The sequence below is a fragment of the Shewanella sp. VK101 genome (assembly GCF_056497865.1).
The window spans coordinates 1,955,540-1,979,361 of sequence record NZ_CM151402.1; the positions used below are offsets into that span (position 1 = coordinate 1,955,540).

General features: G+C 48.9%; 27 protein-coding genes and 1 pseudogene. 8 read left to right on the forward strand and 20 right to left on the reverse strand.

Going from position 1 to position 23,822, the window contains the following annotated elements; all coding sequences use genetic code 11:
• Window positions 1-35 precede the first annotated feature (35 nt).
• The 3 genes from ACSHSR_RS08815 to ACSHSR_RS08825 all read left to right on the forward strand — a co-directional run bounded on the left by ACSHSR_RS08815 (window position 36) and on the right by ACSHSR_RS08825 (window position 3,504).
• Window positions 36-920, forward strand: a complete 885-nt coding sequence (locus tag ACSHSR_RS08815) for a 6-carboxytetrahydropterin synthase (RefSeq protein ID WP_071238803.1) — start codon at window positions 36-38, stop codon at window positions 918-920.
• A 202-nt stretch (window positions 921-1,122) separates the two neighbouring features.
• On the forward strand, window positions 1,123-1,965 hold the full coding sequence (locus tag ACSHSR_RS08820) for a M23 family metallopeptidase (protein ID WP_139190849.1): 843 nt from the start codon (window positions 1,123-1,125) through the stop codon (window positions 1,963-1,965).
• Between the two features lie 138 nt (window positions 1,966-2,103).
• Complete coding sequence (locus ACSHSR_RS08825) at window positions 2,104-3,504, forward strand: GGDEF domain-containing protein (protein ID WP_479631423.1); 1,401 nt, start codon at window positions 2,104-2,106, stop codon at window positions 3,502-3,504.
• Between the two features lie 17 nt (window positions 3,505-3,521).
• Here the strand turns inward: ACSHSR_RS08825 and ACSHSR_RS08830 are convergent, their stop codons facing one another.
• Both ACSHSR_RS08830 and ACSHSR_RS08835 read right to left on the reverse strand, forming a co-directional pair.
• Complete coding sequence (locus ACSHSR_RS08830) at window positions 3,522-4,088, reverse strand: VOC family protein (RefSeq protein ID WP_479631424.1); 567 nt, start codon at window positions 4,086-4,088, stop codon at window positions 3,522-3,524.
• A 14-nt stretch (window positions 4,089-4,102) separates the two neighbouring features.
• Complete coding sequence (locus ACSHSR_RS08835) at window positions 4,103-4,606, reverse strand: L,D-transpeptidase family protein (protein ID WP_025011447.1); 504 nt, start codon at window positions 4,604-4,606, stop codon at window positions 4,103-4,105.
• A gap of 251 nt (window positions 4,607-4,857) precedes the next feature.
• Here ACSHSR_RS08835 and ACSHSR_RS08840 point away from each other — a divergent pair, with 251 nt between their 5' ends.
• Window positions 4,858-5,718 (forward strand): ion transporter, encoded by an 861-nt coding sequence (locus tag ACSHSR_RS08840; protein ID WP_025011446.1) that lies wholly within the window; start codon window positions 4,858-4,860, stop codon window positions 5,716-5,718.
• Window positions 5,719-5,812: 94 nt separating this feature from the next.
• Window positions 5,813-7,249 (forward strand): MATE family efflux transporter, encoded by a 1,437-nt coding sequence (locus tag ACSHSR_RS08845; protein WP_243880994.1) that lies wholly within the window; start codon window positions 5,813-5,815, stop codon window positions 7,247-7,249.
• 45 nt (window positions 7,250-7,294) lie between these two features.
• Here ACSHSR_RS08845 and ACSHSR_RS08850 read toward each other — a convergent pair whose 3' ends face one another.
• The 3 genes from ACSHSR_RS08850 to ACSHSR_RS08860 form a co-directional block, all read right to left on the reverse strand.
• Complete coding sequence (locus ACSHSR_RS08850; RefSeq protein ID WP_025011444.1) at window positions 7,295-7,522, reverse strand: DUF2986 domain-containing protein; 228 nt, start codon at window positions 7,520-7,522, stop codon at window positions 7,295-7,297.
• A 126-nt stretch (window positions 7,523-7,648) separates the two neighbouring features.
• Entirely contained in the window at window positions 7,649-8,005 is a 357-nt protein-coding gene (locus ACSHSR_RS08855; RefSeq protein WP_144221411.1) for a hypothetical protein, read from the reverse strand.
• 66 nt (window positions 8,006-8,071) lie between these two features.
• Window positions 8,072-8,506: a hypothetical protein gene (locus ACSHSR_RS08860; RefSeq protein ID WP_101059366.1), complete on the reverse strand. Its 435-nt coding sequence runs from the start codon at window positions 8,504-8,506 to the stop codon at window positions 8,072-8,074.
• Between the two features lie 146 nt (window positions 8,507-8,652).
• Here ACSHSR_RS08860 and ACSHSR_RS08865 point away from each other — a divergent pair, with 146 nt between their 5' ends.
• Window positions 8,653-9,342, forward strand: a complete 690-nt coding sequence (locus tag ACSHSR_RS08865; protein ID WP_107004949.1) for an energy-coupling factor ABC transporter permease — start codon at window positions 8,653-8,655, stop codon at window positions 9,340-9,342.
• An 11-nt stretch (window positions 9,343-9,353) separates the two neighbouring features.
• Here the strand turns inward: ACSHSR_RS08865 and ACSHSR_RS08870 are convergent, their stop codons facing one another.
• The 8 genes from ACSHSR_RS08870 to ACSHSR_RS08905 all read right to left on the reverse strand — a co-directional run bounded on the left by ACSHSR_RS08870 (window position 9,354) and on the right by ACSHSR_RS08905 (window position 17,191).
• Window positions 9,354-9,911: an RDD family protein gene (locus ACSHSR_RS08870; RefSeq protein WP_240517100.1), complete on the reverse strand. Its 558-nt coding sequence runs from the start codon at window positions 9,909-9,911 to the stop codon at window positions 9,354-9,356.
• 101 nt (window positions 9,912-10,012) lie between these two features.
• Window positions 10,013-10,369 (reverse strand): glutaredoxin family protein, encoded by a 357-nt coding sequence (locus ACSHSR_RS08875; RefSeq protein ID WP_025889405.1) that lies wholly within the window; start codon window positions 10,367-10,369, stop codon window positions 10,013-10,015.
• Between the two features lie 57 nt (window positions 10,370-10,426).
• Window positions 10,427-11,077, reverse strand: coding sequence for a GNAT family N-acetyltransferase (locus ACSHSR_RS08880; protein WP_479631425.1), 651 nt, complete (start codon window positions 11,075-11,077; stop codon window positions 10,427-10,429).
• Window positions 11,078-11,293: 216 nt separating this feature from the next.
• Complete coding sequence (locus tag ACSHSR_RS08885) at window positions 11,294-14,521, reverse strand: DUF748 domain-containing protein (RefSeq protein WP_479631426.1); 3,228 nt, start codon at window positions 14,519-14,521, stop codon at window positions 11,294-11,296.
• Between the two features lie 558 nt (window positions 14,522-15,079).
• Window positions 15,080-15,469: a VOC family protein gene (locus ACSHSR_RS08890; RefSeq protein WP_025889404.1), complete on the reverse strand. Its 390-nt coding sequence runs from the start codon at window positions 15,467-15,469 to the stop codon at window positions 15,080-15,082.
• Window positions 15,470-15,692: 223 nt separating this feature from the next.
• Entirely contained in the window at window positions 15,693-16,196 is a 504-nt protein-coding gene (locus ACSHSR_RS08895) for an ankyrin repeat domain-containing protein (RefSeq protein ID WP_054745716.1), read from the reverse strand.
• Window positions 16,197-16,429: 233 nt separating this feature from the next.
• On the reverse strand, window positions 16,430-16,852 hold the full coding sequence (locus ACSHSR_RS08900) for a hypothetical protein (RefSeq protein WP_479631427.1): 423 nt from the start codon (window positions 16,850-16,852) through the stop codon (window positions 16,430-16,432).
• Between the two features lie 57 nt (window positions 16,853-16,909).
• A complete protein-coding gene (locus tag ACSHSR_RS08905; protein WP_479631428.1) occupies window positions 16,910-17,191 on the reverse strand; it encodes a DUF1993 family protein in 282 nt (93 codons plus the stop codon).
• Between the two features lie 88 nt (window positions 17,192-17,279).
• On the opposite strand from ACSHSR_RS08905, the pseudogene ACSHSR_RS08910 reads away from it, so the two are divergent.
• Window positions 17,280-17,495: pseudogene (locus ACSHSR_RS08910) on the forward strand (IS481 family transposase); the annotation flags it as partial.
• A gap of 57 nt (window positions 17,496-17,552) precedes the next feature.
• Here the strand turns inward: ACSHSR_RS08910 and ACSHSR_RS08915 are convergent.
• The 6 genes from ACSHSR_RS08915 to ACSHSR_RS08940 form a co-directional block, all read right to left on the reverse strand.
• Window positions 17,553-18,170, reverse strand: a complete 618-nt coding sequence (locus ACSHSR_RS08915; protein ID WP_145839950.1) for a hypothetical protein — start codon at window positions 18,168-18,170, stop codon at window positions 17,553-17,555.
• A 356-nt stretch (window positions 18,171-18,526) separates the two neighbouring features.
• Window positions 18,527-18,883, reverse strand: coding sequence for a hypothetical protein (locus tag ACSHSR_RS08920; protein WP_101059360.1), 357 nt, complete (start codon window positions 18,881-18,883; stop codon window positions 18,527-18,529).
• Window positions 18,884-19,101: 218 nt separating this feature from the next.
• The gene (locus ACSHSR_RS08925; RefSeq protein ID WP_025011431.1) at window positions 19,102-19,494 is read right to left on the reverse strand and encodes a hypothetical protein; all 393 of its coding nucleotides are present in this window, start codon (window positions 19,492-19,494) and stop codon (window positions 19,102-19,104) included.
• 126 nt (window positions 19,495-19,620) lie between these two features.
• Entirely contained in the window at window positions 19,621-20,313 is a 693-nt protein-coding gene (locus tag ACSHSR_RS08930; protein ID WP_479631429.1) for an imm11 family protein, read from the reverse strand.
• 48 nt (window positions 20,314-20,361) lie between these two features.
• Window positions 20,362-20,859, reverse strand: a complete 498-nt coding sequence (locus ACSHSR_RS08935; protein ID WP_479631430.1) for a hypothetical protein — start codon at window positions 20,857-20,859, stop codon at window positions 20,362-20,364.
• An 86-nt stretch (window positions 20,860-20,945) separates the two neighbouring features.
• Window positions 20,946-21,335, reverse strand: coding sequence for a hypothetical protein (locus tag ACSHSR_RS08940; RefSeq protein WP_025889398.1), 390 nt, complete (start codon window positions 21,333-21,335; stop codon window positions 20,946-20,948).
• A gap of 120 nt (window positions 21,336-21,455) precedes the next feature.
• Between ACSHSR_RS08940 and ACSHSR_RS08945 the strand changes: the two genes are divergently transcribed.
• Complete coding sequence (locus ACSHSR_RS08945) at window positions 21,456-21,635, forward strand: hypothetical protein (protein WP_054745922.1); 180 nt, start codon at window positions 21,456-21,458, stop codon at window positions 21,633-21,635.
• A gap of 246 nt (window positions 21,636-21,881) precedes the next feature.
• On the opposite strand, the gene ACSHSR_RS08950 is transcribed toward ACSHSR_RS08945, so the two are convergent.
• Window positions 21,882-23,075, reverse strand: coding sequence for a DUF4062 domain-containing protein (locus ACSHSR_RS08950; RefSeq protein ID WP_479631431.1), 1,194 nt, complete (start codon window positions 23,073-23,075; stop codon window positions 21,882-21,884).
• Between the last annotated feature and the right edge of the window lie 747 nt (window positions 23,076-23,822).

Consider the following 23,822-nt stretch of genomic DNA (forward strand, 5'->3'; position numbering starts at 1 on the left):
ACATGGGTGGACTGTTTATCTGCCTGGGAGCGAGAATGCAATTATTTGTCAAAGATTTAACTGTGGTTGATTTTTCTTACCTGTGCCCGTTTCGCGGCATGGTAGGCGAAAGTTGGATAGTCGATGTGCTGCTCGACGGTGGCCTGGATGAGCAAAACATGTTGCTCGACTTTTCCAAGGTCAAACGCACCATAAAGCAAACCATAGATGATGTGGCCGATCACCGTTTATTGGTGCCCACCGCCTGTAGCCAGGTACGCTGGCAACAGCAGGGCGACAAGGTGTGGATGGACTTCCATAGTCTGCGCGGCAGCATTCACCTGGCTTGCCCGGCGCAGGCTTTCGCCCTTATCCCCAGCGAGATTATCGATTTTGACAGCGTTAACCAGTTTTTGCACAAGGCGCTGACAGATGCCTTGCCGGACAATGTTCAGGGTATCAGCCTGACACTTCGCAACGAGGTGCTGGAAACGCCCTATTACCATTACAGTCACGGCTTGCGTAAGCACGACGGTAACTGCCAGCGTATCGCTCACGGCCACCGCAGTCCTGTCAATGTGTTTGCCGATGGTATCGCCGCGCCCAAATGGGATGAATACTGGGCCAAACGTTGGAAAGATATCTACCTTGGCAGTGAAGAAGATGTGGTTGGTGTCAGCGAGCTTGAGCTGTCACCCCAAACCAAGATAGATGACAAGAGCCATATTGGCTTCAGATACCAGGCGCCGCAGGGGGATTTCCAGTTGGCGATGCCAAGAGACTGCTGTGATTTGATCCCCCACGACACTACGGTCGAATTGCTGGCTCATTTTATGGCCGACAGCATGGCGGGCTTTGAGCCGGGCAAACATTTTAAAGTGGTAGCCTTCGAGGGTATAGGTAAGGGCGCCATCGCATCGGCGCAGCATCAGGGTGACTGATAGATACTGCCTGGCCTGAGCAGGGCCAGGAATAAAGCCAACCTAAAAGCATCTAGAGGCATCCGCAAATAGACCGCACCTTGGGGTCTATGGGGCGTAAAGATAAAGAGGAGCAAGAGTGAAGTTCAATAACAGCAAGATGCCAATCCCATCTTTTAAGGCGCTGCCGCTGATGCTGCTGGGCACTTTGGTTGTGAGTCCTATGCTGCAGGCCGAATCCAAGTCTGAGCCTCAGCCCAACATCAAACCCGAGTCATCACGGGTGCAGTTTCAGGGCAAGTTTGAGCAGGGGGCCCTGATCAGAGCCAGAACAGAGCCGGGTACTGAGGTACAGCTCAATGGCGAGAGCATCACACTGACGCCGGATGGCCGGTTTGCCTTTGGTTTTGAGCGTGAGGCCGCGCTCGAGCAAACGCTGACACTCAGTTACCCGGATGGCAGCAGTGAGAGCCGTAGCCTCAAACTCGACAAGCGGGATTATCGCATTCAGTATGTTGAAGGGATCAGCAAGAAAATCATGAAGCCGGATCCCAAGGCCCAGGAGCGCGCCGCCAAAGACAGCGCTCAGGTCAAGGCGGCCCGCAGTCATTTCAGTACCCAGCAGTCGTTTGCCGACGACTTTATCTGGCCGCTGACAGGGCGAATTTCAGGGGTTTATGGCAGCCAAAGGGTCTACAACGGCAAGCCAGGCACACCGCATTATGGTGTGGATGTGGCTGCGAAAACCGGCACTGTGGTGGTGGCACCGGCCGATGGCGTTATCAGCCTGTCGGTACCGGACATGTTCTATTCCGGCGGCACTATGATTATCGATCACGGCTATGGCGTCAGCTCCAGCTTTTTGCACTTAAGCAAGCTCTATGTCAAAGAGGGCGATGAGGTGAAACAGGGCCAGGCGGTGGCCGAAGTGGGGGCGACAGGACGAGCCACAGGGCCACATCTGGATTGGCGGGTGAACTGGTATCAGGTGCGTCTGGATCCTACCACTTTAGTGCCGCCAATGAGTCAGGTATTACAGCAAGCCAAGAGTGACGCGAAAAAGTAGCGATTTACTTTGACTGACTCACACTCGATGTCATACGCCGCCGGACTTAACCCCAGGCGGCGTTGTTTTTTTCTTTGTCAGCCACAGGCTTAGAAGGGGTTGGCTATAATCATTCTATGAATATAGCCGGAAGAATAAGTGACTGATTTGAGACGTTGGGGGCGCGACGAATGGCTGCTGCTTTTGCTCGGAGGTTTGGTCTGTTATCTCAGCGGCCGACTGGGCATGGCCACTCTGGTATTGCAGCCGAGCAATATAACCCTTCTATGGTTACCTTCGGGGATAGGGCTTATTCTGTGCTTGCGTTTTGGCGCCGTCGCCATAGTCCCTTTGTTTATCGCCTCCTTTCTGGCCAATCTTCCCGGGCTCAATAACGGTCATCTGAGCCAAACCTTGCTGCACACCTGGGTCTCCGCCGCAATTGATGCCCTGATGCCACTTTTGGCCGCCAGAATGCTGCGTTGGGCTCTGCCCATGGGGTTGCAAAGAGCCAGGGAGTTACTGGGTTTTGGGATCTACGCTTGCGTTATTCCTGTGGCGTTGTCCAGTATCCTGCTGGCGGCAAATCTTGTTTGGGGCGGTTATATCGACAAGAGTTACTGGCCAACCATGGTGGTGATGCTGTTTTTGGCTGATGCCCTGGGGATAGTCTTGGTTTATCAGGTGTATCTGGGGTGGTCTGAGCGGTTTTTTATCAGCCAACGGCAAATCCGGGCATCTTTGCTGTCGATCCTGGCTTTAGTACTCATTTTCACTCTGGTATTTGGCAATCAACCCTGGGTCTTGTATCTGCTGTTGCCTGTGTTGGTGATGCAGGCATTTGAGGGCAGTTTCCTGCTGACTTGCAGCCTCAGCAGTGGTGCCTTCATTGTCGTTATCTGTGGCAGCGCCAAGGGGCTGGGGCCCTTCGATGCCGGATTGTATTCGGCAGAAACGGCGGAACTGGCCGCGTTTTGTTTTGCCAATGCGCTGGTCTTACTGGGGATTGCCCTGCAAAATCGCCAGTTGCGCCTATCAGAGCAGCACAGGGAAGCCTGGCAACAGGTGGCCTTTCGCGATCCGCTGACAGGGTTACTCAATCGCCGTGGATTCGAGCCGCAATTGGAGCTGGTGGATAAGCAGGCCAGGCTCAATCGTGAAGACTACAGCCTGGCGCTTTTGGATCTGGATCATTTCAAGTTAATCAACGACAGCTTTGGTCATGCCACCGGCGACAAAGTATTGAAGCAACTGGCCGGCTTGATGCAGGCCCAGTGTCGCCAATCGGATGCCATTGCCAGAATTGGTGGTGAGGAGTTTGCTATCTTGCTGCCAAACTGCGCGCCGGCTCAGGCTGTTAATCTGATGGAGCGGCTGCGGGCCAGAGTAGCCGATGAAGATTTCCATGATGAGAGCGGCCAACCTATCCGCCTCAGTATCAGCGTCGGCCTGGTGTCCGGCCCCGCTGGTTGCCGCTCGGGTAAAGATCTGCAGGATAAAGCCGATCATTTTCTTTATGTTGCCAAGGCTGAAGGGCGCAACCGGGTCGTTCAAGGGTAAAGCGGCATCAGAGCCGCTTAATGCTCGCTGGCGATGATGGCCTGAATGCTGTGAGGGTGAACCTTTACGCAGACACCGCCGGCCTTGAACGCCAACGTCGGGTTGGCCAGGTGTTCGGTTTCGCCTTTGGGGCTGCTGGCCTTGAGTTTAATATCCGTGTCGCCATCGAGTGTGGCTTGGGTCCGGGGGCAAAGAGTACGCAGTTGCTCAGCCAGTTCATCGCAGCTTTGGGCGCCACCAGGCAAAACCAGCTCCAGATGTTCCCATCCCTCTTCGGGATAGTGTTTATCGCCGGGGAAGGGCAGCTCGACACAGGGAATTTGCCATTGACCCAGTTGCAGTGGCTGCTGCAGACGTATGATCAGGATAGGGCGGCCGTTGATGATGTTTTCCGAGATAATTTCTCCACCTTGGGCAAACTCGGCCTTGAGCTTTTCTGCCGCGGCGACAGAGTTGACCCGCAGCGCGACGTGATCGCACTCGCTTAAACGCTCGAGTCCCAGGCGCTCAATCAGGGGCATGATTTTGTCGGCAAAGGCTTGCCAGTCTGCCAGCAATTGCGACAGAGATTGAAGGTTTTGCATATCTGATTCCTGTTTCAGGGCCAAATTTCTATTGGTGTGCCCGGCTCAATCAACTGCCAGAGTTCATCCATTTCTTTATTGGTGAGGGCGATACAGCCGTTGGTCCAGTTAAACTGCTGCGCTTCTTCCGGAGTTAACCCAGAGCGGGGATTTTGGCCGTGGATCATGATTTGGCCGCCCGGGCTGACCCCAAGCGCCTTGGCCCTGAGTCTGTCCTCGTCATTGGGGTAGGAGATGTGAATCGCGCGGTAAAAGGCGCTGTCGGCCTTTTTGTAGTCCAGCAGATAGCGGCCCTCTGGGGTACGTTGATCGCCTTCCTGATATTTGTGGCCCTTGGGCATATCCCCCATGGCGATGCGATATTCCTTGATGACCTTACCGGCCTTAATCAGGCTCAGACGTGAATCTGACTTGTTGACCAGCACCAAATCCACCTGTGCCGAGGCAAAGGGGCTGTACAACTGGGCAAACGCCAGCAGAAATATTGCATAAACTATATGACGAAACGATGGGCCCATGACCACTTGGCTCTGATTATGGTTATTTTGACGGGATAATAACTGAAAAAGGGGGCCCTCTTGAAGCCCTTGAACAAGATTGTTGCCGAGAGTCGCAGAGCGTCAGCCAGAGAATATTTGGCACTCACGCCAATGCGTGGCAGACTTACGCCCCTGCCTTTTGGGCGCGGCGCCACGAACTCGAATGCGTGAGACTCGAAAGGGTAAAGATTGAGGTGCCGTTTGGTTGGAAAGTAAGGAAAGCTTAGCGCATGAATCAACATAAGATGACAGATACGCCGCCGGAGCCGGAACTCAAGCGTAAGCTCAGGATCATCATCTTTGGTACAGAAACGCCCGCCGGCCGCTGGTTTGATATCAGTTTGATCATCTGCATTATTCTCAGTGTTGCCCTGGTTTTTCTCGATACAGTGGCCGATATCCATGCCCGTTTCGGGCATATCATCCTGGCACTGGAATGGGCCTTTACCTTGGTGTTCACTCTGGAATATCTGCTGCGGCTCTATTGTTCCAGCAATCGCTTGAGTTATGCCCGCAGTTTTTACGGCGTAGTGGATCTGCTCAGTATCCTGCCCAGTTATCTGGCGCTGTTCTTCCCCGGGGCCAATTTTACCCTGGTGATCCGTATTCTGCGGCTGTTCAGAATTTTTCGGGTACTCAAGCTGCTCAGATACTTGAGTGAAGGGAACCTGCTGCTCAAGGCGATGCTGCAGTCGAGTCGCAAGGTGTTTATCTTCTTTTTCTCTGTGAGTCTTATCATTATGGTGCTCAGCGCCATCATGTATGTGGTCGAAGGCCCGGACAATGGCTTCAGCTCGATCCCCAAGTCTGTCTATTGGACCATAGTGACCATTACCACAGTAGGGTACGGTGATATCACTCCCAAGACAGAACTCGGCCAGGCCATAGCGGCGTTTACCATGCTCTTGGGTTATTCGATAATCGCCATTCCCACGGGGATCCTCACCGCTGAAATCTCCCAGGAGATGGGCCGTAGCCGCGATCTGCGCCGCTGCGCCAACTGCTTGAAAACCGGGCATGATCACCATGCTCTCTACTGTAACCGTTGTGGCAGTGAACTGGAGCCACCTCCGGAAGAAAACAAGGACTAGGGTGTCAAACAACCAATCATCTGCTAAGGCAGCCACTCAAGCCGTCACTCAGGCTAAGTTTGTTGAAGGCAATATACTGCGCCACATTTTGGTGATGAGCTCTACTGCGGCCGTTGGGATCTCGGCACTGTTTGTGGTGGACCTGCTGGATATTTTCTTCCTCAGCATGCTGGGAGAGCTGGAGTTGGCGGCGGCCGTGGGCTATGCCGGTACCATCTCTTTCTTTACCACTTCAATAGGTATCGGCCTGTCGATTGCGCTGGGGGCACTGGTGTCCCGCGCCGTAGGTGCCAGAGACACAGAAGGGGCCAAGCGCTTGCTGCTGAATGCCGCCATGGTAACTCTGCTGGTATCCAGTATGATGGCGATAGTGGTGACGGCTCTGATCCCTGAACTGCTGGCGCTGGTGGGCGCCAGGGGACATACCGCTGAGCTTGCCGCCGATTATCTGTATATTCTGGTGCCTTCCTTGCCGGTCATCTGTTTGGCGATGGCGCTTGGCAGCGCCCTGCGCGCCGTGGGTGATGCCAGGCTCTCCATGCTATCGACCCTGGCGGGCGGCGCGGTCAATGCGGTATTTGACCCCATTTTTATTTTCCTGTTTGCCATGGGCATAGAAGGCGCGGCTACCGCCTCGGTATTGGCGCGCCTCAGTGTGCTGCTGATCGCGGCAAGAGGTGTGTTTATCAAACACGGTCTTTGGAGCCGTTTCGAACTTGCGAGCTTTCGCGGCGATCTGCGCGCCATTTTTGCCATCGCAGGGCCGGCCATGCTGACCAATGTGGCCACCCCCATAGGCAATGCGGTAGTGACCCGGGCGATTGCCGACTTTGGTGACAGCTTCGTCGCCGGCTGGGCCGTCGTTGGGCGTTTGACCCCTGTGGCCTTTGGAATGATCTTTGCGCTTTCCGGCGCCATAGGGCCCATCATAGGGCAGAATTATGGCGCCAGGGCCTATGACAGGCTCAGCGAATGCCTGACAAGGGCGCTGCAATTCTGTATCGCCTATGTGCTTGGTATGTCGCTGCTGCTGTGGTTGCTGCGCGAGCCTTTGGTATTGGCATTCGACATGCGCGGGGATTCTGCCGAGCTGGTACGTTTCTTCTGCCAGTATATGGCGCTGTTTTTCCTGTTCAACGGCGCACTGTTTGTGGCCAACGCCTCTTTCAACAATCTGGGTAAAGCCAAGTATTCGACCGCCTTCAATGTGGGCAAGGCCACTATCGGGACGCTGCCATTTGTTTATCTGGGAGCCGAGCTCGGTGGGGTATATGGAGTCTTGATTGGTCAGGCACTGGGTTCAGTGCTCTTTGGTGTATTGGCGGTGATCACCGCCTATCGCTTGGTTGCCAGAGTGGCCGCCAATGGCCGCCAGCAAGGTCTTGAGGCCGACAGGCTTGATGAGGAGGAACTCTCCATGGCCTCCAGCAGTCCATTGTCGTCTTCCTGTACCCAGATGGGGCAGATGACCGAAGAGCTGGAGCCGATAGCCAGTGCCCAGGCTACCTCGCCCCAGCGGGAGAGGTCTTAATGCCGGGAACGGCTCATGCGTTTAAAGAGGGGGCCTGGAAACGTTTTATTGGGTGTCAGATTGGGAAGTCGCGGCCGCAGCGCTTTCAGTAGCGCCGTTATCTGGCTGCTCAACAGCATTGTTTTCTGCTTGCTCGGCGGCAGCGATTTTGGCGCGCTCGGCCTTGGAGATGTAACCCTGTTTGGCTGGGCCTGAGTTGGGGATCTCTTTCTTGTTTTCCCGGGCTTTGGCACGCTTGGCCAGTTTTTTGGTCAGTTTTTGTCGCTTGTTCATGCTAAATTTCCTGGTACTTCCCACTTGGATGGGCAAAGGGCAGGCATTTTAGCCTGCCGGCGGCCGGGCAACAAGCTCAAACTGTCTCAGTGTCGGTGTTTGAATACCGCGATGACTGGAGCCTACTTAGAGGAACAGGGTCATGAAGACACCGATATAGCTCATGGAAACCGCGACCCCAATACTGAGCAGGGCCATATCCAACATCAGTGGCCTATCCGGCGTTTTGGCAGCCTTGATAAGTTCTACCACGCTGGTGGGGATCACTATCAGCCCCGAGACTATCAGCAACAAAAAACCGGGGCGGAACAGGCTGAGTTGCAGTGCGCTTTCATCCTGCCACAGGTGCGCATATTGATCGCCAAACAGCAATAAAGCCATGGCGACCACGGCCGACAGACTGGTGGCCAACAACAACTGACGATTAACCTTGCTGCGGTTAACCGACTCTTCTATCTCCTGAATAATTCCTGTGGGTTCCATCTCAAATACACCTGAAGCGGGAAATTGCGGCAAAACTAGCAAATTTGAGGCTTATTTTCAAAAAAATTACTTGTTGCCGAAGCGACTCCTGTCCATCTCACTGGCGCCATCCCGACATTCCCCGCGGATCTCCCCTCTGTCGGATTGCAGCAGACGACTGAGTTCATAAAAACCTTCACGGCAATATTGATTCATTTTGAGGGTATTATCGAGTCCAAGCTGCAGTTGCTGTTCAAACACGGCTTGCCTGGCTTCTCTGATAGCCAGTTGTTGGCGCATCTCCTTTGCCGTACGTGGTGCCTGGACACTTATCCTGTAACTGCCGCCAGAATCGGGCGTTATCAGCCGCGCCGTATAGGTAAAGAGCTTCAAGCCATCGGCCTTGATATCCGTCTGGAAACTGTCTTTGATGGCACCGGCAAAATCGGCCGGATCTATGCTGGGTTTTGAGCTGCAACTACAAAGCAGCAGTGGCAGTAATAACAGAAAAAGCGCACGCATAAGCTGGGGTGATTATCCTTATTATTTTTTTGGAGATACAAATTATCGTTAACTTACTGCAGAATAAGCACAATTGCATTAACGGCGTGATAAGTCAGCGCAGCATCGACCTCTACCGCCTTTGTTTGATAACCGGATGGTAGGTTATGTTCGAGTATCTTCAACATCTTTTCGATAAGGTGCAATGGCAACCTGGGCTGACGGATATCCTCTATTTGGTTCTGCTCGTTGGCTGGTTTGCCTGGATCTGGCCCAAACGGGACTGGCAACAACTGCTGGCGGACAAGAGCTTGCAGTGGCGGGCGCTGCTCAGTACCTTGGCCATTAATGGCCTTTGGCTGCTCAATGCCAGTGTTACCGAGGGGATCCACGCTCATTTTCTGGCCTTGGTAACCCTGATGTTGATGTTCGGCTGGCGCTTGGCGTCCGTGTTGATGCTGTTACCTGTAAGCTTCTTTTGCCTGTTTGTCTATCACCAGCCCTGGATGCTGGGCCCCATGATGTTGTTTGCTGTCTGCCTGCCGCTTTTATTGGCATTGACAGTACACAGCTTGAGTTATCATAAATTACCCAAACATTTGTTTGTGTTCATTTTTGTGGCAGGTTTTCTCAATGCCGGGCTATCTGTCGTCAGCCATATTCTCGCTTGGTCAACTTATCTCTGGGCCAGCACGGATTACAGTGCCACTTACCTGGTGGATAACTATCTGCTGCTTATTCCGCTGCTTGGGTTCCCGGAGGCTTTACTCAACGGCATGGCAGTGACTCTATTGGTAGTTTACCGGCCCGAGTGGCTCTACGATTACTCGGACCGGGTCTATCTCTGGCGCCACTGACAGGTGTGACTTTAGTCTTTGGGCGCGCGGATCACCAGGGTGCCGGCGAGTTTGTCATGCCAGCTTTGCTTCCGGGGATCGAAGGCCACCCAGAGATAGCCAAGGCCGAATACCAGAGTAGAGGGGATATAGCCTAAATAGCGCACTATCAGGCTGGCGGTTGATGGCTTTTGCAAAGTGTCGGCATCAACAATGACGGCTCTTAGCACCATCTTGCCCGGAGTCGCCGACTTATAATGCCAGAACAAGATGATCAAGATGAAAGGCAACAGGTAGTTGATCACAACATCGAGCGGGCCCAAGATTAAGGCATCGTTCTCCAATATGGCATCAATGCCAAAGACTAGCAGAGTCAGTGGCACTGTGATGCACATCAACATGAGTGAGTCCAGCAGGGTTGCCGCCAGTCGCTCCCAAAAACCGACATAGATGGGATAGCTGGATTCATTGCTTGCTGCTTCTGCTACGGGCGGTGGAGGCGTCATTCCTGAGGCCAGTTCCGTAGGGATTGTCTGTTCTTGATGAGCCAAGACTGACTCTATGTTGCGTGGGTTTTGCTCTGCTGCCATTTACTCTGTCCCTGATTAATAATTACTGTTGGGACGATACACAGGAATAAAGCTTGGAACAAGCTGTGCCTGCCGTATTGGCACGGCAGGCAAGGGATTGATCAACCGAAACGCTGATTGAGATAGCTGATGATGTCGTTGGATTCATACATCCAGGTCACTTCACCGGCTTGTTCTATTTTCAAACAGGGAACTTTCATGGTGCCGCCCCCGTTTTGCAGGGCACTCTTGTGTGGCTCCTGCTTGGCATCCAGGGTGGTGATATTCAGGCTCTGGCGTTTCATGGCTCGTCTTACCTTGACGCAGAAAGGGCAGGCCGGATACTGATACAGGCTGAGGCTACGACATTGTTCATCGATATCCGCCTGCTGCTCGGGTTGCCGCTTAAGGCCCTTGGGTGAAAAAACAAAGTTGAGCAGCAAAATAATCCGCCCCAGGATCCAACGAATAACAAACATAAGCATCCTCTATATAAGCTTGAAACGGCAGGCAGTTTAACTCAGTGGTGGTGAAACTCAAGCCCGGACTTGGAGTTCAAGGGTAGCGATGATTTCATCTTCATCCTCCGGATCCGGCCCTTGCTCAACAAAGCCGAAACCGGCGTAAAACTCTCTTGCTGTTTGGTTTTCATCTGCATAGCAGATATGCACCCGCTGCGCATTTTCCTGGGTGCGGATCTCCTCGAGTACCAGAGCCATCGCGCGGCTGCCTATGCCTTTTTGCTGATACCCTTCGGCCACCATGAAGCGGAATATGTTGTAATCGTTGGGTTTGCCTTCTTCAGCAAGCGATTCATACATCAAAAAGCCTACCGGAGTGTCGTCCAGGTAAATCGCCTTGGGCACATAGAAAGGAAAAAACTGGGCTTCGGCGATGGAAAGCATATTATCGGCCAGCAGCTCGCGTTGCTCCGGCTTGGGTTGAGGAAGGTGCGAATAAGGCCTCGTGGCACTCTGGCTTGCACAGCAATTGGCGTTCAAGGCATCTGACTGAAGACATGCCGGGGCCTGTCGAAGTCGGATAACGCAGAGAGCCTGTTGCTGTGAAAGCCCCGAAGGGCGTGGCTTACAGGCCCGTCTGCTGTGTTGTGCTTCTTGCAAAGGACTAAGGCCATTTGCTGCGAACCACGCCTTGCATCCAGGCCTGTAAGTCGACGCAGAGCACACATGGGACTTATTCGCACCTTCCTGTAAGCTCGCCTACGATTTCAAAGTTGTCTCGGGTTATCTGTTGCAGACTTATTGGCATTTGTGGTTATTGGTTTTGGTTGAATTGATTGCCGGCGATAATAACAGCTCTGTAACACTTTACCAGTTCAATAATCCGTCATGAATACGAAAAAGGCTCCCATAGGAGCCTTTCTTAGGTGATTTCAATAGGTTTTAATCGGCATTCAGTGACAGAATCGCCTGAGATGCATCCTGTTTCATCTCTGTCTTGCTGTCGAGCAGGAAGACTCTTTCCGCGGCGACGGCTGCTCTGTCCACCAGGAAGGCCTTGATGGCCTGGGCCCTGGCCTGAGCCAGATTAGCCAGCTCGTTATTGCTGATCTCCTGAGCGCTGAGCAGTTGGTTGTAAAGGCCCATATGCCAGACGGTGAGCAGGGTATCTTCATCGACTTTTTCACCGTCGGCCTTTTCGGCAAGTTTTTGCTTCACTTTGTCTTTTTCCGCATCGGCATCCAGTTTGAGCTGTTGCTCGAACAATTCCACCAGGGCATCTGCCAGCTTACCCTGGGTAGGGAATCGACTGGCGCTCAGCTCGTCCGGTAGGGCTGCAAGCTTGCTGGCCTTGAGCAGTTGCAGCTGCAGTTTTTGCTCTGCCAGTGCCTCACTGTCTTCCCGCAGCGCTACGCTGCCTTCTATGCTCAATTGCAGCTTGGGCCTGTCATCCAGCGCCTTGGCCAGCTTGCTCAGCTTATCTTCGGCGTCAGCGCCCAGCGTGGCTATACCGGGTTGGAAAGCGACCAGGTTCAGCTCTTCATCACTGCCAACCAGACCGGCCAGCAAAGAGAAGGGGGCGGTGACCGCCTTGGTGATGACATTGGTGATGGCGGTCATCACTATGCTGCCGAAGCTGAAACTTGGGCTGTCGAGATCTCCTGAAACCTGTAAGCCAAGATCTATCACCCCATGTCTGTCCTGCAAAAGGGCGATAGCCAAGGTAATCGGCAAACTGGTGGCCAGATCGGAATCACTGGGTTTACCCAGCTTAAGCTGATCTATCACCAGATGATTGTCTCCCTTCAGCTGGTTGTCTTCCAGTTGATAGTTGAGCGCTAAAGACAGCTGGCCTTTGTCTATGTAGTAACCGGCATAGGTGCCCGAATAGGGATTCACCGAGGTCAACTCGACACTCTTGAATACCAAATCCAGATCCAGATAGGGTTTCTCCAGCAGCGGATTCACCTCTCCCCTTAGGGTGACTGGAGCATACTTGTCTATCTTGCCCTTGATATCGACACTGGCCTTGGTTCCCGGGGTAGAAGACAGGTGGCTTATCTTGCCTTCCAGCGCCTCGATACCTGAAGCAAAGTTAGGGGTGAGGGAGTTATCGGCAAAATAGGCCGAGCCGTTTTTGATGGCAATGCTGCCGATATCCAGTTTAAATGCCTTATCTGTCGAGGCCTTGGTGTTGATTTTTTCCTTGGCGGCCGTTTGCTGTGGCGCTTCGTTTTCCTGGCTTTGTTTTGTCTGCGACTGAGCCGCCGAGTTATCACCAGGTGGTTCGGCGCGGATCAGCTCGCCGATATTAGTGCGCTGATCTTCGGTGATCATTACTTTGGCGTATGGCTGTTCCAGCAATATATTGCTGATTTTTAGGCTGTTTGCTTCGGAATCAAAGCTCATCGCATCTATCGCCATATTCTGCCATTTCAGCAGAGGCTCAAATGCCAATCCATCCTTGATAAGCAGTTTGCCAATTCCGGCCTGTCCCTGAAAATGGGCCTTCCCCTCGGCGTTGGCCGTGAACTTGCCCTTAGTGCTCAACTTGCCGCTTTCAAGCTGCATATTGAGATAGGGCGTCAGATAGGGCTGGAACTGCTGCAACTCCAGCTCAGTCAGCGTCAGCTCGCCATTGACAGTGAATGCCTTGGCATCTATCGCGCCGGTGGAGCTGAACTGGCCTTGGCTGGTTTCCGGCTGGGTTTGGGCATCAGAACTCAGTGCCAGTTGCAACTGGTAGTCTATGCTTCCTTCGAGATCGGAACGCACTGGACCTGTGGTGATATCCAATGGGTAGACACGCCAGTGGACACCATCGCTTTGCTGCTGCTCAAACAGGTTGAGATCGGCCTGTTTGAGACTGATTTTGCCAATAGTCAGCAGCCACTGTTTGTCTTGCTCCTGGGCTTTGTTTGGCTCTGCGGCTGTATGCGCTGTGGCTTTTTCTTTCGCTGTGGCCTTATTTAACGCCTCGGTTTCATCTGCCGCCTCTGGTTGGGCTAGTGCTGGTTCCACTTGTGCCTCGGCCGCGGTGTCATCGGGCTTGGCATTTGTGGCGGGCATAAAGAGCTGCTGTAGATCCAGGCCTTGCTTATCCAAGCGGGCATCGGCCCACAGGCCTTGCAGCGCCAGTTCGTCGATATCAACACTCTGGTTGTCGCCGTCCATCCGAATGTTATCCAGTGCCAACAGCGGCAACTTGACTCTGGCTTGCTGTTGGTCGGAGAAGAGCAGATTTTCCAGAATAAACCGGCCCTTGTGGGTACTGTAATGCAGTTGATCTTGTTGTTGTTTCAACTGGTACTGGCTTTGGAAGCTGAGTTCTCCGTCACTGAGCTTAGCGGCAATAAACCCATCGGCAAACGGCCAGAAGGGTAGCAGGGAAACTTTGGCCAGTTGCAGCTCACCGGTGACTTCGAGAGGCTGCAGCTGAAACTGTCCCTGAGTCTGCAATTGTCCGTTATCGCTGCCGGTCAACGACAGGGCATAGCGGTTGGCATCTTTCGCCAGTACCGGTTCGTTCTCGTCTTCCGGCAAGCTGAGGCTATAAGCCTTGGTATCCAAAGCTTGCAGGCTGAAATTAAGCTCGTCGTAACTGAGCTCTGTATTGGCGACCTTATCCATATAAGCGAACTTACCCTCTGTTACCCGGATATCCCGGGCAATGACTCTGGGCGGTTCAGAGGCGTCTTCTGTAGCCTCGGCTTGCGGTGTTTGATTGGCTTCAAGGTGGGCAAGCATATCGCTGAAGTTGAATTGAGCTTGGCCATTCTCTGACGCCAGCCTTTGCACATTCACTTGCGGATCAACGAGGTAGATATGATCTATGGCGATGGCCCCTTGGGTCAGCGAGCGCCAAAATGCCAGCTCCAACTCAAGCTGGCTGAAAGATGCAAAGACTTGCTGTGGGTCGCTCTCCTGCAGGGCGAAGTTATCCAGACGGACTCTGAGAAGGAAAGGATTGATGCTGATATCGTTCAGGCTCGCCTGACGGCCGAGCAGTTGTTGCAGTTGCTTTGGGGCTTGCGACTTTATCACCCAGGGGGCGAGCCCACCAAGCAACAGGGCGTAGAGGCCATACCCGATGAGCAGATAGATGCCTGTTTTGATGGCGAGCGGCGCCCGGCGAAAGCGTGAAAAGAGCTGAGTCAGCACATTGGGCATAGCGGTGTGAGATCCCTTGAAGCAGGTTTGCGGCAAAAATTTGGCGTTATTCTAACGCGTATTCGGTATGCTTTGTAAGTCACTTCTGAACCTATGATTTTTGTTATCTTGCTCGATACATACATGATACAAAAAGAAAACTTAGCTAAGGAAGGTGTGAATAAGTCCTCGCGGCACTCTGGCTTACACAGCAATTGGCATTCAAGGCATCTGACTGAAGGCATGCCGGGGCCTGTCGAAGTCGGATAACGCAGAGAGCCAGTTGCTGTGAGAGCCCCGAAGGGCGTGGCTTACAGACCTGCCTGCTGTGTTGTACTTCTTGCAAAGGACTAAGGCCATTTGCTGCGAACCACGCCTTGCATCCAGGCCTGTAAGCCGACGCAGAGCACGCATGGGACTTGTTCGCACCTTCCCTAACTCATGTTGCAATGATCAAGAGCGCTTTTCGCTGAACATTGCATTCACAAGAGGGCAATAACCAAGGTTGTAAAGACCTTGAATGCTCAGTATCAGCTCAGCAAACCTGAATCCTGGCAAGGCTATTGCCTTTGCCCGTCTTTATCCTTTGGTTGGGCTGCTGTAGGTGATGGCGGCGATAATGGCGCCGCAGGGGTCTTTTATCCAACAAAAGCGGCCGACCTGGGGAATGTCCTCAGGGCCGTAGAGTACATCGCCCCCCAGTGCTTTGGCCTTAATGGCGACGGCGTCGACATCTTTAACGGTAATGTAACCAGTCCAGTTACTTGGCATGGCCGGCGCCGGGCTGTCTGTGATGCCACCTATGCTGATACCGTCATTTTCTATGATGTGATAGGGGCCTTGTGGCAACTGCATCGTCTTGAAGCTCCATCCAAAAATCTCACCATAAAACCGCATCGCCAACTCAGAGTCATTGGCGGTCAGTTCGTGCCAACTTAAGGCTCCATGGGTAGTAAAAGGGGAGTTCATAGATAGGTTCTCCTGAGACTGAGGGGCTGACAATTCGGCTGTGAAGATCGCCGGCCAGCAGATCTTGAGCCGCTTTGAGTTCAGCTTTGAGTGTAGTCGAGTCGGCTGTGCTTTGTGGCTTTCTTGGACTACGAAGAAGAGGGGGCACAAGATGCCGGAGCCCGAATTATGGAAACCTTTTCGGCGCTGAAGAATGTGCTAACAGCAAAGTTGAAGGGGGAGGTTAGCTGATGAGCTTGATGTAATCTGCAATCTCAGTGCGGCCCCATTCATGGGCAAACTCGAGGGCTCCCATGTCCTTCATCGTCTGGCCGGTATAACGGATGCTGGTATCTATGCCCGCCTCAACCAACCGCTTCACAATATGGACGTGGCCATAATGAATTGCGGTAAAAAGGGGATTACGGTCTGGCTCAGAAGTATCGAGCCTTGCGCCAAGGCCGATGAAGTAGTTCAAAATATCTTCGTTGCCATTCGAAGCAGCCCTATGGATTGGGCTGCTACCACTGATATTGTCTCTACTATCTATATCGGCTCCCAGCTTGACTAAAGCCTGGCACAATTCCAAGTTGTCATTATCAGCGGCAATATGAAGAAAGCTGCCCAATGGCGTTTGTAACTGAACCAGTTCAGTGTTCATTGATAGAAAGTCGATTGCATCAGCGGTTCTCTTCTCCCTGATGCATGCCATGAGTGTCCTTAATTTCAGTATTACTGCTTCGTTCACTTATTTATCCGTCCTGACTTAATAATCCCCTGTGGGTATCAAGCCTAGTGTTTTCGAGTGTATTCGATTAATCGACCGCCTCATGCTTGCCGAGTTTTACCGTAAAATACTGGCAAACATTCGCAAGTGGTCAGTATACCTAAGGAAGGTGCGAACAAGTCCTCGTGGCACTCTGTTTGTAGAGAGAGGCCTAATTTGCAGTTGCCGCTTTGGCAGAAGGTTGCGGCGACTCACTAAGTGCAGAAGTTCTTACTATTAGGATCATCAGGGTTCAGTACTTGTATCCTGAAGTCCGGTGCCAGATTAAACCGTTTTATAACGCTCGATATTCGGTCAGATGTTAATGCAGAACCGAAATCCGAGAAGAATGGGATTGGATCATTATTGATAGCCCACATCTCATTCATTTTCTTGGCTAATTCTCTGGCTTGCTCCCAATCTCCTGCAAATATCTTGGAGTAATCAAAATAGGGCCATGCTGCGATATCATCTTCCTCTGCCGAATCTTCGCTGAAGAGAAAGGATACGCTAATCTCCGAGTGCCAGGGAAACACGCCTATATCAATGATTCTTAGCTCTTTTTTACCAAAATTATCTACCGCTTCCTGCAGTTTTCCTTCTAGCAGTTGCTCAATATTTTCTCTGCTGTATTCCATATCCATTTCTTTTGATGTCTTAATTAAGTTGTATTGGCTTACATGAACAGTCGAGCTTCATGCCTGCTTCACCAAGGATGCAAGATGCAGCATGTAGTCCGGTTTGCTTATGTCCAGACCTTTATGGCGAAGAATATCGTAGGCCGTAACCATGTGGAAGTAAAAATTGGGGATGAGGAAGTCATTGATATATAAGGTACCTGGAAGGTCTATGTACGAGCCTTGATCCAGCTCAATGCGCGTTACTTCCAACATCTTTGAGTCATCACTCTGTGCAGCAAGCAACAGTTGTTTGGTGTTGTTGATATGTTCCAGCGCCTTATCTAACGACCTCCACACACGAATCCAGATTGTCCATAGGCTGATTGGCACACCAAAGCGCGAAGTTGTGTGGTTGATTGCTTGTAAAGGCTATTTGTGTCCCTAATTTCACAGGACCATCCTGAATGAGGCCTATCAGGTCGCGTTCCGCAAAAAGCTGTACGGCACACTGGAGGAACTGCAAAAAGACTTGGACGAATGGCTGGTGCTGTATAACAATGAACGCACCCATCAAGGCAAAATGTGCTGCGGCCGCACACCGATGGCAACATTAATTGATGGAAAACGGATTTGGGCGGAAAAGAATTTAGCCCAAATCTAATCTGACAACGGCACCCAAAATCGGGTAACTGTCAGCTCAGGTCTGAGCTAGTACAACTTACACGAGTACATACTTTGTCTTTTTACCTGCTAGCGAGCTTTCTGCGATTTCTATGAGTCCGCCCCATTTCGATTCAGTACATGCTAAAAGAAAACCTTTAGTTAAAGCTTGAGGCCAATTGTAGCAAGCTGCAGCAATGTAACATCTAGGTGTTATTACTTTACCTTCATCCGAATCTCTTTTAATGACGGAGCTTAATAGCATATTGATCGTCTTTTCATCTGGTACCATGCCCGACGTTAAAATTGCAGCACATGCCCCTGAAAGCAAAAGGTCATTCTCTGTATCGAGAATGTTCAAAATGTATGAGAATGAATCATTGCTCACATCATTAATCATGCAAATTGCAAAACCTATATCCTTGTAAAGAACTGTTGCATCATGACTCTTGCTTTCAAGTTCTCTTAGATATTCAAGAGATAAACTAGAACCAACGAAGCCAAGAGCTCTTATTACTTCAGATTGTGCTTGCCAGGAGTTTGGCCTCTCTACCAAACACTTTAAAGCATCCAGCAATAGTTGTTCATAACCACCAAATTTACTCTTGGCTATCTTTTGGGCAGCTTTCTTAATTCTAGGTGGTGACTTTGACTTTAATTCTTCTTTGAATTCCATAACTGACTACTTTAGGTATTTAGACACAATGATTCTTTATGCCGTTGTAGGCCTCCACGTTTTTGCGTGGATTAGTTAAATATAGTTAAACAAGAGCCATTGTTTGTTGCCCTTTATTGAAAAAGCCTGGCAAACAATTATCGAGGGCCGACATGTCTAAAGTAAACACACTTTTTATATCGGGTTGGACGTACACAAGGAGACCACTGATGTGGCTTGGCTTTCTGACAAGCCCGCTTATGAGGCAGGTCCCGGAAAACATAGTCATGTGGTTAAACCTCACGCCGCTCTCTTCGAAAGAGTTGCAAGATCAGCCGTCGACCTGGCTCGCCAAAGTCCGATGCTGCCTTTGCATGTTATGCTTTTGGCGGCCAATTATAGTTTACCCATTCTTCATAAAAATCAAATTCATACTGTAGATTGGTTATTTTATGGGGCAATTTAGCAGCTCTTAAAAACTCTGAAAATTGTGAAACGACTTTTCTGGCCGGGATCGGGGATTTGTGAGATATAAACATTGAAAATGTGTATACATCATTTTCTTGAGATTCAAACGTAAAACCTGCAATTTCAGATACTTTGTTTTGCTTTAGTACAAATGTGTTTGAGAGAGCCTCTACAAGCTCTAATTCTATAGGACACTTACTGAGATGCTTTTCCAAGCATTCCAGCCCCATTACTGCCACTATCTCTATATCGAAATCCTGATCCATGATTCTTAATTCCACATAACGTCCATCTGATCTTAATGCGTTGCTATTAAATCAAAGAGAGCCATAATTCTTGCACTCACGTCTATAGCCGAATGGCCTAATAAAGAGGCGAAAGACTGATGTTCTCTCAGTGGAAAAATCAATCTTTTAGGGGGCCGACGCTAGAGTCTTTGCTCTGCTAATAGTGGGGGCATATTTGGGGACCAGTCCGAAATTTTCTAGAAATTACCAAAACAAACAGTAGTAACAACACCATATTCAGTTTGAACTTCAAACTCATGCTCTTGAAAGTAATAGCTTTCCATTGAGCCATAATCTTCAAATTCGTACTTGGTTCCAAATATTATTTTGAGTTTAGAAATTGCTTCGTCTACGTCTAGACCTATGATGTTAATCCCTTGAATAGATAACGCAGGGTTTGAACATTGAATCCAGTGAAGTCCATCCGCCTCGTCAATCCAAAAAGTACACATTAGCTTATTGTATTGAAGAAGAGGAAACCCATCATTATCAGTATCAATTTTACTAGGTTCCCCTAGCTGCTTTGTCAGGTAGATTTGGTCTAAGCCAAATCGAATATCACCCAATCCAATCCCTAGTTTTACTTCCATGCTTAATGATTCCCTGTGCAAGTGTTGGCCTCTGTAGTGGATTAGTTAAACCAGAGACACACTGTTTGTTGATCCGATAGGTAAACAATCACTGGAGGCCGACATGCCTAAAACTAGCACACTTTTTTATCGAGTTGGATGTACACAAGGGGACCACAGATGTGGCTTGGGTGCTAATAGTGTCCATATTGCTTCAAATGCATATAGCTTAGTACTGTTTTCCTTCAAAAAATCTACAACTTTAATAAAACGAACACCGGATAATTTTCTCTGAACGATAAAATCAACTACCTTCTGATGGAAAAATAGATAACTTTTAGAACAATTAGCGATTTTGAATGTCAATCGTTCGTTTTCTGCTATTTTTTCCAAAACACGGCCGTCTAGAGAAAACTTCTTAACTTCTAAGAGTTCATCATCGTCATCAAAATCGAAAGTTTCAATGGAAGAATTATCACGATCAAGACAGTCAAGCTCTTTATAAAAACCCAAATACCAATAGTTCTCATGCCACACGTTATTATCATCAATATATATTGAAGGATAAATTTGCATCCCATCAATATCATAATTATCCATTTTTAGCTTAACTTCCTTATTAATTAACAAACCAGCAGAATCAACAAACAAGTCCGTTAGCGGCCATCTATTTTTGTCTTCACCCTTAAAGCCGTTCAAAAAGAACAAAGGCTTTTCTCCATAAACCAGTTGCTTGAAATGATATTGTCTTTTTGCAGTGTTTAAGTCTGGCTTAATATAAGTCTGGTTATCTCCACTAGGACGAGAAGCAATGTAATACTCATCATTATAATTTTTCACTGGTCTATCCTTAATAAAATATCAAGCCGCCCATTATAAAATAGCTTGTTATGTCAAATTTGGTAATTCATCTTTTGCCAAATTAATTAGCTGCTCTAAATACTTTTTTGAAACGCTTCTGATTTCTTTGGATAGAATAAATAACCATTCCTTTCGGCCACGATCTGTATCTAAATCTGGCAGACTTTCTTCATTGATTTGGAACCTTACTTGGTAAAGTTCGGCATGAGCTTGCTTCAATACTTCTTGAAACTCGGATGATGAGAACAACCCGCCAGAAACACTATGTCTTGCAATCTTACGTAGGGATGAATCAAAATCTACGTCCCCTTCAATGACTGGTTCACCGCAATGGGATGCTCTTACATATTCACACCAAAATATTATTTCTTCAAATGACTCAATCACTTCTTTGTAGATTGATCGCCGTTCATCCCAGATTTTTTCTCTTTTAAATTTTCTTAGTGCCAATAAAGATCCCAAATATGCGGCGATAAATCCCACAGTCAATGGTGCTATAAATTTAGAGATCTCGTCGATTTCCACTTGCTACTCCCTAGACATAACGCGAAACTTTGCGGTAATTTTGGAGCCGCGAAGCGGCGGAAAAATTGTCCGACAACAGTGAATTGTTAGGTGCACCCAGACTTGAAGGTGACCCGGGGGGACGCGTAATCCAGAATACTGACACAATCATTGATTCCGGCTACAAGATACTCCTTTAGTTGACTGTTTTCCGCGATGGACGGCGCTGTTTCGCGAGCGGCTTCTGCAGCTAGCCAACCATTGTTCAAGACTTCGAATACCCAGTGATCCTTGGAATCATCGCCCCAGAACTCCAGCAATTGACCTTCATCGAGTACGCGAAAGCCTTCCACCGCTTCAAAATCAACATATACAATCTCATTGGGCTGGAACGCAAGAGTGAGGCGTAGCGTCCACAGGTCATAATTGACCGTGAGAAGTTCCGGCATATTGCCTTCTTGTCTCGCTTCTATCCCCTTGAGGCGCGGGAATGTCATAGTTCACCTAGACATAATGATTCCTTGTGCAAGTTTAGGCCTCCGTGTTTCCCGTGGATTAGTTAAATCAGAGCCACACTGTTTGTTGATCCAATAGGCAAACAATCACAGGAGACCGATATGTCTAAAGCTAACACACTTTTTATCGGGTTGGACGTACACAAGGAGACCACTGACGTGGCCTGGGTTTCTGATAAGTCTGCTGAGACTGTGCATTACCATGGCACAATCCCAACCAACCTGCGTTTATTTGATAAACTCATTAAAAATCAGCAAGGCTCCTGCGGCGAACACAAGTAATGCGAATAACCAAACTCGCGCGGTTCTATTCAAAAGAGTGCAAGGTCAACCGCCGACACTTACTCGCAAAATTCCGACTGTCAGAGTGTCCTTACCGGAGATTTTTTTGGTCTCCGGTAAGGACACTTTTACCTATTTGACAATGGGAATCATATCAACGTCCGCATAATGGGCGGATAAAGTTTGGCTAAAATTGTGAGCAAAGCGAACCAAGCCAAGCTTTATTAGTCCTTGTTGATTTTCTTGTTATGAGTCGTCTTCTTCGTCGATAGACTCTAGGTCTTTAGTGACCCTAGCTTCATGAGAGTATTTATCTAGATAGTAATCAAAAGGCTCTCTAATATATCTTAGTGGTCCCATTGATTGTCTCATCTCACTTAATGCATCGACAATGATTTCTCTGGTTTCATCAGGAAGCTCCATAAATGCCTCCCACTCCAAAGATAGACTGTGGAAAAAGTCAGGCGAAGTTCTCAATTCAAAAAATGTTCCATCGAATTTTACAAGAAACATTCTTGCTCTCCCTCCAGTAAAGTTTCTTCGATGATATAAAAACTCTTCCGGCAACTCAGATGCATCTATAACTTTTGCAATTTCAGCATAATGCAGTAATTCTTCCCAAGGGTGATGTCCTTTAATTAAGAAATTATGATCCTTAATTCCTAACGCCCTTACAAAATCCATTAACCTTCTAAACCTAACAACGCCACGAGCAACATCTCGCTCATTGGATGTGCCAATTGAAGTAAGGATGGCTGTTTTTAAGTCTTCAAACTGCTCAGTTAAGTTGTCTAACCTTTTAGCTTCAAAGGCTTTATTTCGCTGCTCTTGAATAAGCTTTTGAAATAATGAAGACCACTGCCTTCTTAGAGTATCTTCAATATCCTGTAATTTTGAAAACGTAAAAACGCTATTCCCTCTAGCCCTATGCCTGAGGAAATTTATAAATTCGAATATAAATGAAGCTGTTTCTGCTTTCTCAATAGATGGGAAAGAAATTTCTTTAATTATATCTTTGTCTTTGTTTTTTTCGTATAACGCATGATCGTGCCACACAGACGAATCTACAAAAGTAAACACAGGAATACCTGACTCAACAGCTTTCAATATTTCTAACTGAGTTACTGAAAGGTTTTCTTTCTTCGTAAATGATTCTGTACTTTTGCTTTCTTTTTTTAACAAATCAAAATCTAGTTTTGATAATGCTTCGGGTACAGTTTTACCACCAAAACGAGCACCAACAATAAGTAGTACGACATCAGCATTTGCGACTTCATCAACACAACTAGTATGAGTATGAAGTCTTGGATCATACAGCAAGTCACTATAGTCACTCATCAATGGTTCATGGCCGAGGTTTTGTATAAAAATCCTAAGTTGAGATCTTATTACAGAAAGGTCATAACATGTTGAAGAGACAAAAACCCTTAATCCTGCCATTTAAAATGTACTCCTTTAGACTCATAACCGCTGTATAGTGCGCATGTGCGTTTAAGTCCTCGGAGGAGTGTAAACGCGCATCGCTATCTATCTGTATTAGCTGGATATAATAGAGTTTAGTCCTAATATCCCTTGCAGCTAAACGCGCATGCGCGTTTTCCAAACCTATTATCTACCCACTGTATTTTTTAACTTTATGAATTTAATGAAATTTTCTAAAATGTTACGGAAATAACGCGCAAGCTTAGCTGCAAATTCCCGGCATTTTGTCCAGAACGTCAATAATACTGTATAAAAAATCAGTTCTGAGGCGCTTGTCATGAGCGCTTCAAGCCCTGCAACCAAGCGCTTTAAAACTAAGTGCCTTAAAACCAAGGACCCTAAAACCCAAGCTCTACAAAAAGCGTTAAGTAAAGCCATAGCTACCGCACGGGCGTGACATCATGCTGTTCGTCCCTGCATTCCGCTGAAAACGGAAAAGTGTTGTTACTTGCGTCCTTAAGCTTAAGGAAGTGCTAAATCTAAGTATTTGAATTGGTTATACAATACCCAGTACTTAATTTGAAAACAATTAGCCAAAGGTCAAGTTTTTAGCAAATGTTATAAAACCCTGATTTTGTGGGGGTTGACAACATAATTCGCCATGAAAACAACTGTGCCCGGCAAATCATATGAGCAATATTCCAATTGATTGCCTTGCTTAAATTGGCCGGTTTCAGTGCTTGATGGCCAGGGGAACTATTTAGG

Coding starts and splice junctions, on each gene's coding strand:
- ACSHSR_RS08815 (WP_071238803.1), top strand. CDS start 36: ATGCAATTATTTGTCAAAGATTTAACTGTGGTTGATTTTTCTTACCTG.
- ACSHSR_RS08820 (WP_139190849.1), top strand. CDS start 1,123: ATGCTGCAGGCCGAATCCAAGTCTGAGCCTCAGCCCAACATCAAACCC.
- ACSHSR_RS08830 (WP_479631424.1), bottom strand. CDS start 4,088: ATGCAAAACCTTCAATCTCTGTCGCAATTGCTGGCAGACTGGCAAGCC.
- ACSHSR_RS08835 (WP_025011447.1), bottom strand. CDS start 4,606: ATGGGCCCATCGTTTCGTCATATAGTTTATGCAATATTTCTGCTGGCG.
- ACSHSR_RS08840 (WP_025011446.1), top strand. CDS start 4,858: ATGAATCAACATAAGATGACAGATACGCCGCCGGAGCCGGAACTCAAG.
- ACSHSR_RS08845 (WP_243880994.1), top strand. CDS start 5,813: ATGAGCTCTACTGCGGCCGTTGGGATCTCGGCACTGTTTGTGGTGGAC.
- ACSHSR_RS08850 (WP_025011444.1), bottom strand. CDS start 7,522: ATGAACAAGCGACAAAAACTGACCAAAAAACTGGCCAAGCGTGCCAAA.
- ACSHSR_RS08855 (WP_144221411.1), bottom strand. CDS start 8,005: ATGGAACCCACAGGAATTATTCAGGAGATAGAAGAGTCGGTTAACCGC.
- ACSHSR_RS08860 (WP_101059366.1), bottom strand. CDS start 8,506: ATGCGTGCGCTTTTTCTGTTATTACTGCCACTGCTGCTTTGTAGTTGC.
- ACSHSR_RS08865 (WP_107004949.1), top strand. CDS start 8,653: ATGTTCGAGTATCTTCAACATCTTTTCGATAAGGTGCAATGGCAACCT.
- ACSHSR_RS08870 (WP_240517100.1), bottom strand. CDS start 9,911: ATGGCAGCAGAGCAAAACCCACGCAACATAGAGTCAGTCTTGGCTCAT.
- ACSHSR_RS08875 (WP_025889405.1), bottom strand. CDS start 10,369: ATGTTTGTTATTCGTTGGATCCTGGGGCGGATTATTTTGCTGCTCAAC.
- ACSHSR_RS08885 (WP_479631426.1), bottom strand. CDS start 14,521: ATGCCCAATGTGCTGACTCAGCTCTTTTCACGCTTTCGCCGGGCGCCG.
- ACSHSR_RS08890 (WP_025889404.1), bottom strand. CDS start 15,469: ATGAACTCCCCTTTTACTACCCATGGAGCCTTAAGTTGGCACGAACTG.
- ACSHSR_RS08900 (WP_479631427.1), bottom strand. CDS start 16,852: ATGGAATACAGCAGAGAAAATATTGAGCAACTGCTAGAAGGAAAACTG.
- ACSHSR_RS08915 (WP_145839950.1), bottom strand. CDS start 18,170: ATGGAATTCAAAGAAGAATTAAAGTCAAAGTCACCACCTAGAATTAAG.
- ACSHSR_RS08920 (WP_101059360.1), bottom strand. CDS start 18,883: ATGGATCAGGATTTCGATATAGAGATAGTGGCAGTAATGGGGCTGGAA.
- ACSHSR_RS08925 (WP_025011431.1), bottom strand. CDS start 19,494: ATGGAAGTAAAACTAGGGATTGGATTGGGTGATATTCGATTTGGCTTA.
- ACSHSR_RS08940 (WP_025889398.1), bottom strand. CDS start 21,335: ATGACATTCCCGCGCCTCAAGGGGATAGAAGCGAGACAAGAAGGCAAT.
- ACSHSR_RS08945 (WP_054745922.1), top strand. CDS start 21,456: ATGTCTAAAGCTAACACACTTTTTATCGGGTTGGACGTACACAAGGAG.
- ACSHSR_RS08950 (WP_479631431.1), bottom strand. CDS start 23,075: ATGGCAGGATTAAGGGTTTTTGTCTCTTCAACATGTTATGACCTTTCT.